The organism is Mucilaginibacter sp. P5_A4 (genome assembly GCF_056400605.1).
On the sequence record NZ_JBFUKX010000030.1, the window covers coordinates 41,273 to 57,919 of the forward strand.

The following is a 16,647-nucleotide window of genomic DNA, read 5'->3' on the forward strand; positions in this document are numbered from 1 at the left end:
CTTAATTAATTAGTATCTATATAATCCGACAGATCTTCGTCCAAACTCTCGCTGTTAATTTTTTGTGAGCCGTCCATCAGTGTACGGGTATCGCTCGCATCCATATGCAATTGCAGGTAGTTTTTAATTTCGGCTACAGGCACAGTTGATAATTCCTGGTGCAGGTAAGAGTGGTTATGATCTGCAGGTGTCGGGCTTTTCAAAACCACACCTACGCCAAGAATTAAAGCAAAACAAGCCGCTGTTGCATACCTAAAGGTAGCCGAAGCGAACATTTTGCGAATAACACCTCTCTTTTGAACTGTATCCTGCAGGTTAATCACCTGGGCAACTTCTTCAACCTGGTTAACAGTTTTATTTAAAATGCTTTGGTTGAGCTGCTCAAAATAATTTGCCGGCACAGTAAAGCTTTCCTCATTTAAAAGTTCCTCCACTGCAATCCTGCTTTGAATATTGTTGCCCAGCTCATCAAAATAACCTTCAGGAATCGTAAAACCTTCATCCTGGTTATTTAAAAGTTCCTCCACAGCAATCCTGCTTTGGATGTTAGTGCCCAGCTCTTCAAAATAATTTTCGGGAATGCTAAAGCTTTCAGCTTCATTATTCACGTATTGTTCAATGGTAATCCTGCTTTGGATATTGCCTGCCTGTTTTTCAAAAAAATTGGGAGGGGTAGTAAAGCCGGTGTTCCCGGTACCTAAAGCCGATTCAATATTTACACGACTTTGTATGTTGCTGCTTAATTGTTCAAAGTAATTTTCAGGAACGATAAACCCTGTAGATGAGCTTTTTAGCTCTTCCAGCCTGATGCGTGATGTTATGTGCTGCGCTAATTCATTGAAATAGCCAGACGGCACCATAAACGGGTTGTTTGTGTTTACCTGTTTAAGTGATGTATAATCATCCAGCCATTCCCTATTGTCCATATCGCTTTTCATACATAACTATAGATGAACAAAGTGCTAAAAGGTTTAACGTAAATCTGAATTAATTCTGAATTAATCTTTAGAAAGCAAATAAGTCTCTATTTTTTTAACTGCAAGGTGAAAGGATGCTTTTAAAGCACCTACACTTGTACCCAGCACTGCCGAAATCTCTTCATACTTCATATCCTCATAATATTTCATGTTGAATACGAGTTTCTGTTTCTCTGGCAGGGTTAGCAACGCTTCCTGTAATTTGCGTTGTGCCGCGTCGCCGTTAAAATAGGTCGAATCGGCCAGTGTATCAGCCAGTTCATAAGCAACATCATCCAACGAAACATTATTTTTTTGTTTTTTCTTGTTCAAAAAAGTAATGCATTCGTTGGATGCTATGCGGTACATCCAGGTATAAAGTTGCGCGTCGTTCCTAAAACCCAACAGGTTTTTCCAAACTTTTACAAAAACATCCTGGGTAAGATCATCCGCGTCGTCATGGTCAATTACCATTCGGCGAACGTGCCAGTAAATTTTTTGCTGGTATTTTTTAAGCAACAGGTTAAACGCTTCGTTACGCGTTTTTTCGTCCTGGAACTTGCTTAAAATCTCTGAATCTTCAACCTGCACCGACATTTTATAATTTTTATAGTTAAATGCTAATTAAGCATTTTTGTTTTCTTTCGATAACCTTTTTTGCGGCAAGCACAATATGTTCTGCATCAAGGCCGTATTTGGTCATCAGCTGCTCAGGTGTGCCGCTTTCGCCAAAGCTATCATTTACAGCAATGTATTCCTGCGGGGTAGGATTATGTGTAGCTAAAACCTGTGCTATGCTATCGCCCAATCCACCTAAACGGTTATGCTCTTCGGCAGTAACCACGCAACCCGTTTTTGCTACCGATTTTAATACTGCTTCGGCATCCAAAGGTTTAATAGTATGGATGTTAATAATCTCGGCATCAATGCCTTGTTCTGCCAGTATCTCGCCTGCCAAAATTGCCTGCCATACCAGGTGACCGGTAGCAAATATACTAACATCGGCGCCTTCATTCACCATCCATGCTTTTCCAATCTCGAATTTTTGATCAGGATCTGTAAAAATAGGAACAACCGGGCGGCCAAAACGCAGGTAAACCGGGCCTTCATATTCGGCAATTGCCATTGTGGCAGCTTTGGTTTGGTTATAATCACAAGTGTTGATAACGGTCATCCCAGGCAACATTTTCATCAGGCCGATATCTTCCAGTATCTGGTGTGTTGCACCATCCTCGCCTAAAGTTAAACCGGCGTGCGATGCGCAAACTTTAACGTTTTTGTTGGAGTACGCTATTGATTGGCGAATCTGATCGTATACCCTTCCGGTTGAGAAGTTGGCAAAAGTACCTGTAAAAGGTATTTTACCACCAATGGTCATACCTGCAGCAATACACATCATGTTTGCTTCGGCAATACCCACCTGTACAAAACGCTCAGGAAATTCTTTAATAAAATCATTCATTTTTAACGAACCTATAAGGTCGGCGCAAAGTGCAACCACCTGGTCGTTTTTTCTGCCGGCTTCCAGCAACCCGGCGCCAAAGCCCGAGCGGGTATCTTTTTTTTCTGTATAAGTATACTTCTTCATTTTTTGTCTTTTGATGTGGTTTGTAATTAGTTGTGTGGCTTGGTTACTGTAAAAAGGAGGTACAAAATACCCGCTCCCCGAACCTCGCTCCCCGCAACCGATTAATAATCGCCCAAAGTTTCTTCCAATTGAGCCAATGCTAATTTCAGTTGCTCATCATTAGGAGCAACACCATGCCATTTGTGGCTGCCAACCATAAAATCAACGCCATAACCCATTTCGGTATGCATTAATATCATGATAGGTTTACCATTACCACTGCGGCTTTTAGCCAATGCCAAAGTTTTAACCACATCAGCCATGTCATTGCCTTTCATTTCCAAAACATCCCATCCAAAAGCTTCCCATTTGGCATGTAAGTCGCCAAGTGATAAAACAAGTTTGGTTGGCCCATCAATTTGCTGGCCGTTTACATCAATAGTTGATATCAGGTTATCTACCTGGTTATGCGGCGCAAACATTGCTGCTTCCCAAATTTGTCCTTCCTGTAATTCGCCATCACCATGTAGTGTATAAACCAGGCTTTTATCGCCATTTAGTTTTTTAGCCAAAGCGGCGCCGATAGCCACAGATAAACCCTGGCCTAATGAGCCCGAAGCAATACGTACACCCGGTAAATGCTCATGTGTGGTAGGGTGGCCCTGTAAGCGCGAATTAAGCTTACGGAAGGTTGCCATTTCGGCTTTATCATAGTAGCCCGCATGCGCCAAAGTGCTGTAAAACACCGGCGAAATGTGGCCGTTTGATAAAAAGAAAAGGTCTTCGCCAATACCATCCATATTAAATTTAGGGTCGTGGTTCATCGCCTCAAAATACAGGGCGGTAAAATACTCTGTGCAACCTAATGAACCACCCGGGTGGCCAGATTGACAACCATGTACCATGCGTACAATGTCGCGCCTGATCTGTGACGCGGTTTTTTCTAAGTCTTTAATAGTTGATTTCATTATAAATTTAGGGAACTGAGCTGCTAAAGTAAAAATAATTATTGTTCTTTTAACACTTATTTTACTAAGTCGAGCACTTGTTGTGATGAATTCTTGGTATCAACTTTACTAATCAGGTGGGCGATGATGCCATCGCCATTAATTATAAAGGTGGTGCGGGCGGTGCCCATATACTGTTTGCCGTAATTGTTTTTCTCAACCCAAACGCCGTAGGCTTCAACAATTGCCTTTTCGTTATCGGCTATCAGCGTAAAAGGCAGGCTATATTTGGTCTCGAATTTTTTGTGCGATTTTTCGTCATCGGTACTTACACCAATCACCTCGTAGCCCTTGCTCAGTAGCGATTGATAATTATCTCTGAAATCGCACGATTCAGCTGTGCAGCCGGGAGTATCATCTTTGGGGTAAAAATAAAGGATCACGTTTTTGCCTTTATAATCAGCTAATGAAACGGTTTTGCCGTTCTGGTCTTTTGCTGTAAAATCCGGGGCTTTATCGCCTTCTTTTAATGTTGACATTGTTTGGGTTGTTTATCGGTAAAAATCTGCGGTAAAATCTGCAAAATTATTTTTGTTATCGGCAACGGTAAGCTTAAATACGTGTTTACCAGGCTCAATATCGCCGCTAAAGGTATAACTTAGAATTTTACTTTTATAATCCAATTCCATTAAAACCCATTTATCGTCAATGGTTCCAATATAGCTTTTTATGCCCGACAGGTTATCGCTTATCCTGAAATTAATGCTGCGGGCCACTTTCATATTACTGCCGTTGCTGATATTTAGTGGGCGTATTACCGGTGGTATAGTATCCAGTTTAATATAAAAATCGCCAAAACTGCTCAGCTGCGATTTTACCCAGCCATCCTGGTAATAACCGCCCTGGCAAAAGCCCGCTGTGCTTACAATAACTGCTTTATCGGCATATTTACTTAAATCTGCTTCGGGCTTTATCCAAAGCTCATAATTATCATGAATAGGGGTTAAGCGGTTATGGATATGGTGTACCGATGAATAGGCGGAAACCGGTCTTGGTGAATTGGAGTAGGCAAAATCCAGGTCGTCATACAAATTGCCGGGCATAACAGTCACTTTTACCTTATCGGTACTAAACTCGCTTTTTTTATCATAGTGAAATAAAGTACCTGCTATTTTATTGGCAGCAGCGTTTAACTGACTTGCCTGCACTTTTAATTTTAATGATGATGTATTACCAGCCACATCTTTTACCACGTATTCAATCTCATGCATTTCATTATCATTAAAGGTTATAATACCCCTGTTGATAGATTGCGGGTAAAGCGAAATATGGCTGCCTGGCATAATAAAGCATTTCTGCATCCACCTGTGCGATGAGGTAAAAGCAGGGTAATCTATATAGGCATTAATGGCGTGAGTTTGATCGAACGCAAAACGTTCAACTGCAAAGGTATACACTGTGTGGCCATCCAGTTTCAGCTCCAGCGAATAAATACCATTATGATTGGCAGATGTACTGTTCATATCGGTTGTATTTATACCGAAACCAATATAGCCGCTTAAATGTAATACCTGGGGTTTTGTTAAGTGATAATTGCCGTTTGCCCCATTAACGGCCATAAATTCACGCTGTGTTTTTTCGCTGAATGGATTGCCGTTAAGGTGATAAATACCTATGGAAGTGATGGTGGGTGGCACTTTGTCCGGAATAGTTAAGCCAAACAACTGCGGGTTGATGGTTTCTTCGGTTTGTGTGTCCCTGATCTCGAAATGTACATGAGGACCGGCAGATGCACCTGCATTACCGGATATAGCTACAACTTCATCCTTACAAACAGGCACCTGGGCCGGGCTTAATTTAAAGTCGGCCTCAAAGGTTTGATGCTCATACTGGTAAGCTTTTACCAAAGCTGCAACCGCTGGTGTAAAGCTTTGCAGGTGACCATAAACGGTGGTATATCCATTAGGATGGGTAATATAAATAGCCCGCCCAAAACCGCCAAACTGAACCCGAACCCTTGAAATATAGCCGTCATTTGCGGCATATACCGGGTAGCCTGTGCGCTGGTTGGTTTTAAAATCGAGCCCGGAGTGAAAATGCTGGGGTCTTAACTCGCCAAATGAACCGGCCGTAGTAGGGGGCAGATCAAGCGGATAGCGGAAATAATTTTGAGGGTAGGGCCTGCTTTGTATAATAGTAGTTTGCGCCTGTAAATTTAAACAAAGGCTTATGCACAAGGCGCAGATAACAATAGTTCTTTTTTTAATCATGCTTATTTAACGTAAAAATCAAGCATTTTCTCATCCTCTAAATAACCTTCAAGCCTGTCGCCGGGCTTTATTTTGCTTACACCTGCCGGCGTGCCGGTAAAAATCAGGTCGCCTTTTTTTAGGGTGATGTATTTGGATACAAAGGCGATAATGCTTTCAAAAGAGAAAAGCAAATTGCCGGTATTGCCCTGCTGGCGGGTTTCGCCGTTTACATCCAGCTTAAAATTGATATTATAGATATTGGTAAACTTTGCTTTTGGCACAAAAATGCTGATTGGCGCCGAACCATCAAAAGCTTTGGCCAATTCCCAGGGGAGGCCTTTTTCTTTATGACGGCTTTGTACATCGCGGGCGGTAAAATCAATACCTAAACCAACTTCTTCGTAATAACCGGCGGCAAATTTTTCGCCAATATGTTTGCCTTCCTTGCTTACTTTGAGTACTATCTCGATCTCATGGTGTATATCTTCCGAAAAATCGGGGTGATAAAAAGGCTTGTTATCCTTTATAATGGCAGTATCCGGTTTCATGAAAATAACCGGGATTGCAGGTACCGGGTTATTCAATTCTTTGGCATGTTCGGCATAGTTGCGGCCAATGGCAATTATTTTCATATGGAAATGCTATAAACGCCAAAGCTAAAAAAATTGATGGATTTGTTAGCTGGGAGGAGGAAATAACCAGCAATCACTTTTAAATTATTTAACGGGTCAAACGCCAGAAAAAGCTATTAAATGAAACTGTTTGGCGCCGAGTATTGGCAAATAGGATGGGTTTGAAAGAAATAAAAAGGGCAGTTTTTGCGCGAATTTAAATTTACAAGCAATTTAGAAAGTCTACAACACCGAGATCCGTTTAATAACCGATTCGGTACCGGCCACTACGCGTACAAAATAAAAGCCGCGGCTAAGTTTGTTGTTAATAGAGTAGGTAATATTATGATCGCCCACCTCAACCCTTTGATTAAACACGGTGGTAATATCATTACCCAAAACATCCATTATTTTAACGGTTACGTTGGAGTTACGGCTGATGGAGTATTTAAGGTTAATCTGGTCGGTTACAGGGTTTGGGTACAATTGCACATCATTAAGCAATTTATCGTCGGAGCGCGATACATTCACTTTTACTGCTGATGTTACGGCAGGTTTTAACGGTGGCAATGCCAGGTGAAGGCCGTTCTTTAAATAGGAAGGCTTACCACCCTTGGTTTTAGTAACGTGATAGGTGGTATCTCCCTTAAGCTTATTTGCATAAGTTTCCTTATGAGGCGCAACTCCGTCAGCGAATGCAAAATTCATAAAAGTTGCCATCGCAACTAGTACAAGCCATGCATGTGTGTAAGTAAAAGAATAAGTAATTTTTCGCCTCATTATTAAGATTCCTTACAAAAGTATAAATAATGCCCTGATGACCTAAGAAAATGACGTTTTTGTAAAACTTTTTAACAAAATTTAACAACCAGGGCTGTTTTTAAGGTATAGACATGCAATTTACGTATACGTTTAATGATTATTTAAGTTTAATGGAAAAAATTAATATTTTTGCGGCTTCACAAAAGCAAAATAGTGTCAAACCACAAAGATCTGCAAAAACTGTCGGCCGCCGGCCTCCTCATCAGTTTAGGAATAATTTACGGTGATATTGGTACCTCACCATTATACGTATTTAAAGCCATAGTTGGTACAAACCAAATTTCTGAAACTTTAATACTTGGAGGAGTCTCGCTAATTTTTTGGACGTTAACATTACAAACTACATTGAAATATGTAGTGATCACATTGCGTGCCGATAATAAAGGCGAGGGTGGGATTTTCTCCCTGTTCTCACTTGTGCGCCGAAAGGCAAAATGGCTTATTGTGCCCGCAGTTATTGGTGGCTGCGCATTGCTTGCAGATGGTATCATTACTCCGCCAATCACCATATCGTCGGCAATTGAAGGTTTGCAAACCTATTATCCCCATTTGCCTACTGTACAAATTGTTATGGCCATTATTACCGGGCTGTTTATTATTCAACAGTTTGGTACATCGCTGGTTGGTAAAGCTTTCGGGCCAATTATGTTCATTTGGTTTACCATGATGGGCGTGTTGGGGATCAGTTATATTGCTTATTCACCCGGCATCATCAGGGCGCTAAACCCCTATTATGCTTATGAATTATTAAGTTCGAGCAGCAGTCATAGCGCTTTTATTATTTTAGGAGCTGTGTTTTTGTGTACTACAGGTGCCGAGGCTTTATATTCAGATCTGGGCCACTGTGGTAAGCAAAACATCCGGATAAGCTGGATATACGTTAAAGCCTGTTTAATTCTTAACTACCTGGGCCAGGCTGTTTGGTTGCTGCAAAGAAATGGCACTGTTATGGACCTGAACGCCAATAACCCATTTTATAAAATTATGCCCGATTGGTTCCTTATATTTGGTATAGGTATAGCTACTGTTGCCGCCATTATTGCCAGCCAGGCGCTAATATCGGGATCGTTTACGCTAATTGCCGAGGCTGTGCGGCTTAACCTTTGGCCAAAAGTGCGTATCAATTATCCATCAGAACAAAAGGGCCAATTGTATGTACCCAGTGTTAACTGGCTGCTTTGGGCTGGATGCCTGGGTGTTGTACTGATATTTCGCCACTCGGATAAAATGGAGGCGGCTTATGGTTTAAGTATCACGGTGGCCATGCTCATGACCACAATACTGGTATCCAAATTCCTGAAACGTAAAAAAGTACCGAATTACATTATTAATATATTTTTAGCTGTTTACCTGGTTATTGAAGGTACATTCCTTACAGGTAACCTGGTTAAGTTTTTACATGGCGGCTGGTTTACTTTATCAATAGGGTTTATATTGTTCACCGTAATGTGGACGTGGCATACGGCGCGCAAAATCAGGAACCGTTATGTTAAGTTTGTAGGTATTGATGATTATTATAACATTATTAATGAACTGAGCGCTGACGAAAGCGTACCTAAATACGCATCGCAGCTGGTTTATTTAACCAGCGCCAATTTWAACTCCGAAATTGAATCGAAAATAGTTTACTCCATATTACAAAAACAGCCTAAACGTGCCGACGTATACTGGCTGGTTCACGTTGACGTAGTTGATGAGCCTTACAAACGCGAATATGAGGTTGACTTTTTAGTGCCAAATAAACTTATCCGTATCGACTTTAAATTAGGTTTCCGCGTTGAGCAGCAAATAAACCTGTTGTTTAGGAAAGTGGTTGAAGATTTGGTTAAAAAGGGCGAGGTTGATATTACCAGTCACTATAAATCACTAAATAAACACAAGATTGTTGGCGATTTTAGGTTTGTGGTTATTGAAAAGGTGTTTTCACGTTCGCATAGCCTGTCGTTATATGAGCGATTTATCATGGATTTTTATGTGTACCTGAAACACTTAAGTTTATCAGAAGAACGTGGTTTTGGCCTCGACCTGAGCTTTGTAACGGTTGAAAAAGTTCCGTTGATGCTTTCGATACCGGAGGCTATTGAGATACACAGGGTGAATTAGGCTCAAAGACACACCCTGCCCTCTCCAAAGGAAGGTTCTGGAAAAATCATATAAATAAAAAAGCCTTCTGCAAACGAAGGCTTTTTTGTTTGCAGAAGGCTTTTTTAAAAAGAAGCAATTCAAGTCCTCTCCTTTGGAGAGGATTTAGGTGAGGCTCTTCAGTATTACTACAGATTGTTATTTCATATTTGCTGGGTTGAATTATCACCAGTGAAGAAGAAAATAGAAATTACCCTTTTAGCCCTGTTTTTTACCGCAAATCTTTTTGCCCAGGGAATTGATCTTAACCTGCTTAAAAGCATCAACGGGCCTGCAAGTGGTGCCGATAAAACCTGGAAGTTTGTAAGCGATAAAGCTATTATTGTAAACATAGCCGCACCGGTAAGTTTAATTGTTGCGGGCTATATAAATCATGATGATGAGCTTAAAATAAGCGGACTGCAAACTGCAGGGTCATTTATTGTTGCAGGCAGTGCAACTTATGTGATCAAAAAAGTATTCAACCGCGAGCGCCCGTTTATTGTGCATCCAGACGTGATTTACGCTAAGGAATACCCTACAGATCCATCTTTTCCCTCGGGACATACTGCATTTGCTTTTTCTACGGCTACCTCATTAAGTTTGGCTATACCCAAATGGTATGTAATAGCGCCTTCGTTTGTTTACGCAAGTGCGGTTGGTTACTCGCGATTATATCTTGGGGTGCATTATCCAAGTGATGTTTTAGGCGGTGCGGTGGTAGGTGCCGGTTCGGCGTATTTGACCTGGAAATTACAGAAGTGGATAGTGGGGAAGAAGAAGAAGAGGGATATTGTGCGATAGAAGACGATTTATCTTTATAGGCGTCACTGCTGAGTATACACCAGTCCTTCTGGAAAAAACAGCAATGGCGTCTATCGATACTGCAAGCACCTCATCACCGTTATAGGAGGTACGAAGCAATCCCCAACTTTCAGAGCGGATAGAAAGGGTTTTCTTGCATAGCGGACCTGCTTATTGGAGATTATTGATGTTGTGTTTTGGCTTTTATAGGCATTAATGAGCTCCCTGCGGGTCGGTTATTTTCTTACTCAATAACGCGTGGATATGCGTTTCATTAGAAGTATAAAAACATTATTAAATCAAATTTAGAAAGCTTCTTAGAACATTGGCCACCACGATATCATCGTTCAATAGCAATCCCCGTAGTATCAACTATTGTAATCCACTAACAAAAACGGGACGAAAAGGGTGTTCTTAATCAAATAAAAAATATAATTCCTATAGAATTAGTAGTTTATAAAAATAATTCTATATTTGCCTCCGTAAAATTAAAACAATGAACACTTTTTTAAATCCTGCCCCAGGTTTAAATACATTCTCCCCGGCTATTCCAGCACAGCTTAAAAACTGTCGTCGCGAAATGCCGGTATAAAAGCCTGGAACACATTGTCGGCAGACGAAAAAAAATTATATGCCCGCTTTATGGAGGTGTACGCCGGTTACCTTACCTATACCGATCATGAAACAGAGCGTTTGATAAGCTATCTTAAGCAAAGCAACCAACTGGATAACACCCTTATATTTGTAGTAATTGGCGACAATGGTGCGAGCAAAGAAGGATCTCAGAATGGCGATATCGATCGTTCTATACTTACCAATGGTCGTTCGGAAGAGGAAACTATTAAATATAATCTCAGCAAAATAGACGATATTGGTACTCCAAAAGGTACCGAGGTAAACTACCCGCTGGGTTGGGCGCAGGCTGCAAATACGCCATTTAAGTACTGGAAACAGGATGCCAATTCAGAAGGCGGCACGCGCAACCCATTGATTGTTTTTTACCCAAAGGGAATAAAGGATAAAGGCGGTATCAGAACGCAATACAGTCATGTGAGCGATCTGCTGCCTACTACTGTTGAATTTTTAGGTATTAAACTGCCAGAATATATTAAAGGCATAAAACAGGACACCTTACAGGGAACATCGTTGGTTTATTCATTTGATAATGTTAAAGCTCCTTCAAGGCATAACCTGCAGTATTATTACATATTTGGCTCACGCCCCATTTATAAAGATGGATGGAAAGCAGAGGCTTATCACAATACCTCGTTTTTTAATACCTCCCGCAACAGTGCTGATACGGTAAGAGATTATAATAAGGATAAATGGGAGCTTTATAATTTGGATAAAGATTTTAATGAAAGGACAGATCTTGCCGCAAAATATCCCGAAAAATTAAAAGAACTGCAGGCTTTGTTTGATGAACAGGCCAAAACTAATAACATATATCCTTTTATAGATTGGGATGATGTGTTTAAGTTAAGGATCCACAAAAAAGCGAGTGTTGCACAATCAAATCAAAAATCAATGATAGATACGCCATCACCCAAATCGAAAAAATAAATGAAAAAATTAAGTATTGCCTGCGCCGCGCTTTTAATAGCAGGCACCGGTTTACAACAGGTTCGGGCCCAAAGTAAAAAACCTAATATTATTCTCATTGTAGTGGATGATATGGGCTATTCAGACCTCGGCTCGTATGGCTCCGAGATTCATACGCCCAACCTGGATATACTGGCCTCACAGGGCCTGCGCTTAAAAGAGTTTTACAACAATGCCATCTGCGCGCCAACCCGGGCATCCATTTTAACGGGCCAGGATCAGCATAAGGCGGGTATAGGTTATTTTGATCAAAACCTGGGTTTACCAGCATACCAGGGTTATTTGAATAAGGAATCGCTAACCTTGGCCGAAGTTTTAAAGCAAAATGGCTACAGTACCTTAATGTCGGGCAAGTGGCATGTAGGTAATGATAGTACCAGTTGGCCAAACCAGCGGGGTTTTGATCATTTCTTCGGAATCATCGGTGGCGCGGCAAATTATTTTAATACAGGTTATATGCCATTGGTGGGTAATAAGTATCCTGTGGTCATTGAAGAAGATAACAAGCGCTGGCACAAGCCGGATGACAGTTATTATATGACGGATGAGATAGGCGACCATGCCACCAAATTTTTGGATGACCAAAGCAAAACCAATAAGCCCTTCTTTTTATACCTAACCTTCAACGCGCCTCATTGGCCACTACAGGCATTGCCTCAGGATATTGCCAAATACAAGGGCCGGTACAACATCGGGTGGGATTCGTTACGCAAAGAACGCCTGGCCCGCCAGGTACAATTAGGTTTACGTGACCCTAATCAACCTGTGGCATTGAGAGATGCGGAAGTGCCCAACTGGGATAACCTCACCTATGATGAGCAGCAACTATGGAAGGCTAAGATGGAAGTTTACGCGGCCATGGTTGACCGTATGGACCAGAACGTAGGCAAGGTGCTTGATAAACTAAAGCAGCTAAAAAAGGATGATAATACTTTGATCGTGTTCATATCGGATAACGGGGCGCCTGCTGAAGATGTAGCTCATGGTAAAGTACACGCCGCGCGCAATTTGGGGCCTGTAGGCACCGCTGGCTCATTTGAAGCCCAGGGAAAAAATTGGTCGTTTGTTTCCAATTCGCCGCTGCGTTCTTTTAAAGGGGCATTATATGAAGGCGGTATGAGCTCACCATTGATCGCCTGGTTCCCCGGTAAGATAAAAGCCAATACCATTGCAAGGGGAACTGCACACCTGGTAGATCTGGCACCTACATTTTACGATGTGGCGGGCGCTAAATACCCTGCAGCTTTCAACGGAACTAAAACCAATCCATTAATTGGCAAAAGCCTTACGGGGCTGTTCTTTAAGGGCGAGGACCTTAACCGCGATAAACCGCTGTTTTGGGAATTATGGGGCAACAGGGCCATCCGCGAAGGTAAATGGAAACTGGTATCGGTATTCCCTGTAAATCAATGGGAACTGTATGATATAGAAAGCGATCGAGGGGAGACCAACAACCTGGCAGCAAAAAATCCTGATGTTGTAAAAAAGCTTTCATTGGAATACCTGCGATGGGTAAACGCAAACAATGTAGTTTTAGATTTCAATTTAATAAAACCTAAAGCTATACTTGATATTAAAGCGAATTAAGAATATAAGTAAGATATAATATTAAAAACAAAACATTTAGCCGGTGATGAAGGAATTATTTATAAGCAGAAGTAAGCAATTATTGGGCATAGGTTGTGGCGTTGCAATGATAGGCGTGGCCTTGTCTTTTTCATCATGTAAACCCAAACCAGCAGCTGCGGGCATTATCGTAAAACCTGCATTGCCGGCAAAAAAAGCTATTTGCTGTGAATCGAACATCCCGGCTCGTTTTCCATCATTAGCCAACCGCCAGGCAGTGTTATTGGAGAAACCGGGAGCAAGCAAAGGGCATGAGGGTATGGTTTTTATAAAGAAAGGTACCTTCCTGATGGGGGCTGATAATAAACAGGCCTCCCCCGATGAATATCCGAAGCATAAGGTAACGGTTAATGGTTTTTGGATTGATGCTACCGAAGTAACCAATGCCGAATTTAACAGGTTTGTAAAGGCCACCCATTATGTGACCACCGCCGAGAAGAAACCCGATTGGAATGAACTAAAAAAACAATTGCCTCCCGGAACCGAAAAGCCCGACGATAGCCTGCTGGTGCCGGCATCGCTGGTTTTTAGTGCGCCAACGCATCCTGTTAATCTGAATGATTACAGCCAGTGGTGGACCTGGAAACAAGGCGCCGATTGGAAACACCCGCATGGCCCTGGCAGCAGTATTAAAGGAAAAGAGAATTACCCTGTTGCGCATATTTCCTGGTACGATGCCGTTGCTTATTGTAAATGGGCAGGTAAACGTTTACCCACCGAAGCGGAGTGGGAGTGGGCTGCCCGCGGTGGATTGCAGCGTAATGTTTATCCATGGGGTAACGAGCCTGTTGACCAGGGTAAGGTCAAAGCCAATACCTGGCAGGGCCACTTCCCCGATAAAAATACAGTGAAAGATAAATTTTATGGGTTGGCGCCGGTATCAAGCTTTGCTGCAAATGGGTATGGCTTATATGATATGGCCGGTAATGTATGGGAGTGGTGTGCAGATTATTATAACAATGATTATTATAAAACTATCAGCCAGTCTAATGGCATCCAAAATCCAGCGGGACCGGCTAAAAGCTTCGACCCGGATGAGCCTTATGCCATTAAGCGGGTGATCAGGGGTGGCTCATTCCTGTGCAATGACAGTTACTGCTCGGGTTACCGGGTATCGCGCCGGATGAAAAGTACAGAGGATAGTGGTATGGAACATCTCGGTTTTCGCTGTGTGGCCGATAAATAATTTAATAATTCCTGGCATTGGAGCAGAGATGCCAGAAAATTACCGTCTCGAAATAATAGCCAAAAGAAGAAAAACAAAGGCCGAATCTTTTAAAGACAACCTTAATAGCTTTAGAGCATTGGTAACCTGGTTTTCAACCGTTCGTTTAGATATGTTTAAACGTGTGGCAATCTCCTCGTTTGATAAATGTTCCAGTCTGCTCATTACAAAAATCTCCTTACAGCGGTTTGGAAGGTGGTCGAGATACGCATGGAGTTGTTGAATTAACTCAGTTTGCTCAATATTTTCATCACCCTCATTAGCGCAAACATGATCACGTATATCGTTAAGATTTTCTATATAAGATAATTGGGATAATTTTGCCGACCTTAAATGATTTAAAACCTTATACCTGATTGAGGCAGCAAGGTACTTTGGGAACGACTCTATTTCTAACTGCTTTCTCTTATTCCACAAATAAATAAAAATATCCTGCACAATCTCTTCGCAGGCGTCTCTATCCTTTATCTTGGTATAGGCATTCATGAATAATTTTTGCCAGTAGCGCTTGAATAATGCATTAAAAGCACGGAAATCATCATTAATGATGGCTTCCCACAACTGTGCATCTGTTAAGTGATTATTCAACATAATAATTGGCCGGTTAAAATTATGTTATTTAATTAAAATAATGCCGGTACAATTTATGCTTTTTTTTAAAATATTAATAACTGATAATGAGTTGTTTATGATTTTTATTTAATTATTGCCCCGATTGTATGTGTGTACACCCCTAAAAAAGTGCCTATACACTTAGAACCTAATATGAATTCATGAACCAGCAAGATTACATTGAATTGTATGAGAAATACCTATCCGGTAAATGTACGCCGGAGGAACGAAAACTTTTGGATGATTACCTGGATGAGTTTGATTTGAAAGATATTCCCTGGGATGAAAAAATTGGAAAAAGGGAAGACTTTGAGAGGGAAATATTTAATAAAATAAGCGATCGGGTAGAGAAAAATCCATATATATTAAGAAAAATTAAAATAAAATGGATGTCTGTAGCTGCATCCATTTTGTTGGTTGCATTTAGCGCCGGTTTATACCTGGCGAATCGTCACGACGAGAAACTATCCCTTGTTCAGCATAAATCCCACCCGTTTAAAAATGACATAGCTCCTGGTGGTAACAAGGCAATTTTAACCCTTGCCAATGGCAAACAGGTTATTTTAACAGGTGCCAAAAACGGGACAATTGCACAGCAGGGCGCAGTAGTAATTAATAAAACAGCCGATGGACGTATAGTTTACAATTCTTCCCAAAAATCAACATCCGATGAGGCAAAATTAATTGCCTACAACACCATGACCACCCCGCGCGGCGGCCAATATTGGGTTGTGTTGCCCGATGGCAGCAGGGTATTACTTAATGCTGCGTCTTCGTTAACCTATCCAACAATCTTTAGCGGCAATGAACGTAAAGTTGAGTTAACAGGCGAGGCTTATTTTGAAGTTGCGCATAATGCGGCCAAACCGTTTAGAGTTTATAGTAAATCGCAAACGGTGGAGGTATTGGGCACGCATTTTAATATCAATACCTATGATGATGAGCCGGCTGTTAAAACCACCCTGCTTGAGGGGAAAGTAAAAGTAACATCAGCTGCCAAAAATCAATCCCGGATATTGCAGCCGGGGCAGCAGGCTTTTTTAAATCCTCTTGCATTTAATATCAGCAATGTGGATGTGGAGGAAGCCACAGCCTGGAAGAACGGCCTGTTTGTGTTTGAAAGTAACGATATACAGCAGATTATGCGGATAGTTTCGAGATGGTACGATGTTGATGTGGCGTACAGTGGTATTTTACCAGCCGACAAATTCACCGGTTCTGTCTCCAGGTTTAGCAATGTTTCTGAAGTGCTCAACACCCTGCAGCTTACCCGGAAAGTGCACTTTAAAGTAGAGGGTAAAAAGATAACCGTATCAGAATAAATAGAACTAAACAATTAAATAACCAGAATAATTACCTAAAAAACCGAGAAAAAATATGAAAAAAACATTACGAACGTAGCCCTCAAAAACGGGACTTAAAAAAAACGTGAAAGTGTACCACCACCTTCACGTCAAAAATTTGAGCTAACCCATTAATCTGTCCGCCGGTCTGGCGTATAG

At 41.4% G+C, this 16,647-nt stretch carries 15 protein-coding genes; 6 read left to right on the forward strand and 9 right to left on the reverse strand.

Annotated elements, in window-relative coordinates; genetic code table 11:
* Window positions 1–5: 5 nt before the first annotated feature.
* The 8 genes from AC1DQW_RS17485 to AC1DQW_RS17520 form a co-directional block, all read right to left on the reverse strand.
* Window positions 6–938, reverse strand: coding sequence for a hypothetical protein (locus AC1DQW_RS17485; protein ID WP_477455264.1), 933 nt, complete (start codon window positions 936–938; stop codon window positions 6–8).
* Window positions 939–998: 60 nt separating this feature from the next.
* Complete coding sequence (locus AC1DQW_RS17490) at window positions 999–1,553, reverse strand: RNA polymerase sigma factor (protein WP_477406771.1); 555 nt, start codon at window positions 1,551–1,553, stop codon at window positions 999–1,001.
* A gap of 16 nt (window positions 1,554–1,569) precedes the next feature.
* Window positions 1,570–2,544 (reverse strand): transketolase family protein, encoded by a 975-nt coding sequence (locus AC1DQW_RS17495; RefSeq protein ID WP_477406773.1) that lies wholly within the window; start codon window positions 2,542–2,544, stop codon window positions 1,570–1,572.
* Between the two features lie 101 nt (window positions 2,545–2,645).
* Window positions 2,646–3,491, reverse strand: coding sequence for a transketolase (locus tag AC1DQW_RS17500; RefSeq protein ID WP_477417921.1), 846 nt, complete (start codon window positions 3,489–3,491; stop codon window positions 2,646–2,648).
* A 56-nt stretch (window positions 3,492–3,547) separates the two neighbouring features.
* Window positions 3,548–4,009: a thioredoxin-dependent thiol peroxidase gene (gene bcp, locus AC1DQW_RS17505; protein WP_477455265.1), complete on the reverse strand. Its 462-nt coding sequence runs from the start codon at window positions 4,007–4,009 to the stop codon at window positions 3,548–3,550.
* 12 nt (window positions 4,010–4,021) lie between these two features.
* Complete coding sequence (locus tag AC1DQW_RS17510; protein ID WP_477455266.1) at window positions 4,022–5,740, reverse strand: M23 family metallopeptidase; 1,719 nt, start codon at window positions 5,738–5,740, stop codon at window positions 4,022–4,024.
* Between the two features lie 2 nt (window positions 5,741–5,742).
* A complete protein-coding gene (locus AC1DQW_RS17515) occupies window positions 5,743–6,354 on the reverse strand; it encodes a fumarylacetoacetate hydrolase family protein (RefSeq protein ID WP_477455267.1) in 612 nt (203 codons plus the stop codon).
* Between the two features lie 222 nt (window positions 6,355–6,576).
* Window positions 6,577–7,041: a T9SS type A sorting domain-containing protein gene (locus AC1DQW_RS17520; protein WP_477455268.1), complete on the reverse strand. Its 465-nt coding sequence runs from the start codon at window positions 7,039–7,041 to the stop codon at window positions 6,577–6,579.
* A gap of 267 nt (window positions 7,042–7,308) precedes the next feature.
* On the opposite strand from AC1DQW_RS17520, the gene AC1DQW_RS17525 reads away from it, so the two are divergent.
* From AC1DQW_RS17525 to AC1DQW_RS17545, 5 genes are all read left to right on the forward strand, one after another.
* The gene (locus AC1DQW_RS17525; protein ID WP_477455269.1) at window positions 7,309–9,258 is read left to right on the forward strand and encodes a KUP/HAK/KT family potassium transporter; all 1,950 of its coding nucleotides are present in this window, start codon (window positions 7,309–7,311) and stop codon (window positions 9,256–9,258) included.
* 210 nt (window positions 9,259–9,468) lie between these two features.
* Window positions 9,469–10,080, forward strand: coding sequence for a phosphatase PAP2 family protein (locus AC1DQW_RS17530; RefSeq protein ID WP_477455270.1), 612 nt, complete (start codon window positions 9,469–9,471; stop codon window positions 10,078–10,080).
* 606 nt (window positions 10,081–10,686) lie between these two features.
* Complete coding sequence (locus AC1DQW_RS17535) at window positions 10,687–11,643, forward strand: sulfatase-like hydrolase/transferase (RefSeq protein ID WP_477455271.1); 957 nt, start codon at window positions 10,687–10,689, stop codon at window positions 11,641–11,643.
* Window positions 11,644–13,269: an arylsulfatase gene (locus tag AC1DQW_RS17540; protein WP_477455272.1), complete on the forward strand. Its 1,626-nt coding sequence runs from the start codon at window positions 11,644–11,646 to the stop codon at window positions 13,267–13,269.
* Between the two features lie 46 nt (window positions 13,270–13,315).
* On the forward strand, window positions 13,316–14,494 hold the full coding sequence (locus tag AC1DQW_RS17545) for a formylglycine-generating enzyme family protein (protein ID WP_477455273.1): 1,179 nt from the start codon (window positions 13,316–13,318) through the stop codon (window positions 14,492–14,494).
* 39 nt (window positions 14,495–14,533) lie between these two features.
* Here the strand turns inward: AC1DQW_RS17545 and AC1DQW_RS17550 are convergent, their stop codons facing one another.
* Window positions 14,534–15,124, reverse strand: a complete 591-nt coding sequence (locus tag AC1DQW_RS17550; protein ID WP_477455274.1) for an RNA polymerase sigma-70 factor — start codon at window positions 15,122–15,124, stop codon at window positions 14,534–14,536.
* Window positions 15,125–15,306: 182 nt separating this feature from the next.
* Between AC1DQW_RS17550 and AC1DQW_RS17555 the strand changes: the two genes are divergently transcribed.
* On the forward strand, window positions 15,307–16,467 hold the full coding sequence (locus AC1DQW_RS17555) for a FecR family protein (protein ID WP_477455275.1): 1,161 nt from the start codon (window positions 15,307–15,309) through the stop codon (window positions 16,465–16,467).
* Window positions 16,468–16,647: the final 180 nt, after the last annotated feature.

Coding starts and splice junctions, on each gene's coding strand:
- AC1DQW_RS17490 (WP_477406771.1), bottom strand. CDS start 1,553: ATGTCGGTGCAGGTTGAAGATTCAGAGATTTTAAGCAAGTTCCAGGAC.
- AC1DQW_RS17545 (WP_477455273.1), top strand. CDS start 13,316: ATGAAGGAATTATTTATAAGCAGAAGTAAGCAATTATTGGGCATAGGT.
- AC1DQW_RS17495 (WP_477406773.1), bottom strand. CDS start 2,544: ATGAAGAAGTATACTTATACAGAAAAAAAAGATACCCGCTCGGGCTTT.
- AC1DQW_RS17555 (WP_477455275.1), top strand. CDS start 15,307: ATGAACCAGCAAGATTACATTGAATTGTATGAGAAATACCTATCCGGT.
- AC1DQW_RS17550 (WP_477455274.1), bottom strand. CDS start 15,124: ATGTTGAATAATCACTTAACAGATGCACAGTTGTGGGAAGCCATCATT.
- AC1DQW_RS17515 (WP_477455267.1), bottom strand. CDS start 6,354: ATGAAAATAATTGCCATTGGCCGCAACTATGCCGAACATGCCAAAGAA.
- AC1DQW_RS17520 (WP_477455268.1), bottom strand. CDS start 7,041: ATGAATTTTGCATTCGCTGACGGAGTTGCGCCTCATAAGGAAACTTAT.
- AC1DQW_RS17500 (WP_477417921.1), bottom strand. CDS start 3,491: ATGAAATCAACTATTAAAGACTTAGAAAAAACCGCGTCACAGATCAGG.
- AC1DQW_RS17485 (WP_477455264.1), bottom strand. CDS start 938: ATGAAAAGCGATATGGACAATAGGGAATGGCTGGATGATTATACATCA.
- AC1DQW_RS17510 (WP_477455266.1), bottom strand. CDS start 5,740: ATGATTAAAAAAAGAACTATTGTTATCTGCGCCTTGTGCATAAGCCTT.
- AC1DQW_RS17540 (WP_477455272.1), top strand. CDS start 11,644: ATGAAAAAATTAAGTATTGCCTGCGCCGCGCTTTTAATAGCAGGCACC.
- bcp (WP_477455265.1), bottom strand. CDS start 4,009: ATGTCAACATTAAAAGAAGGCGATAAAGCCCCGGATTTTACAGCAAAA.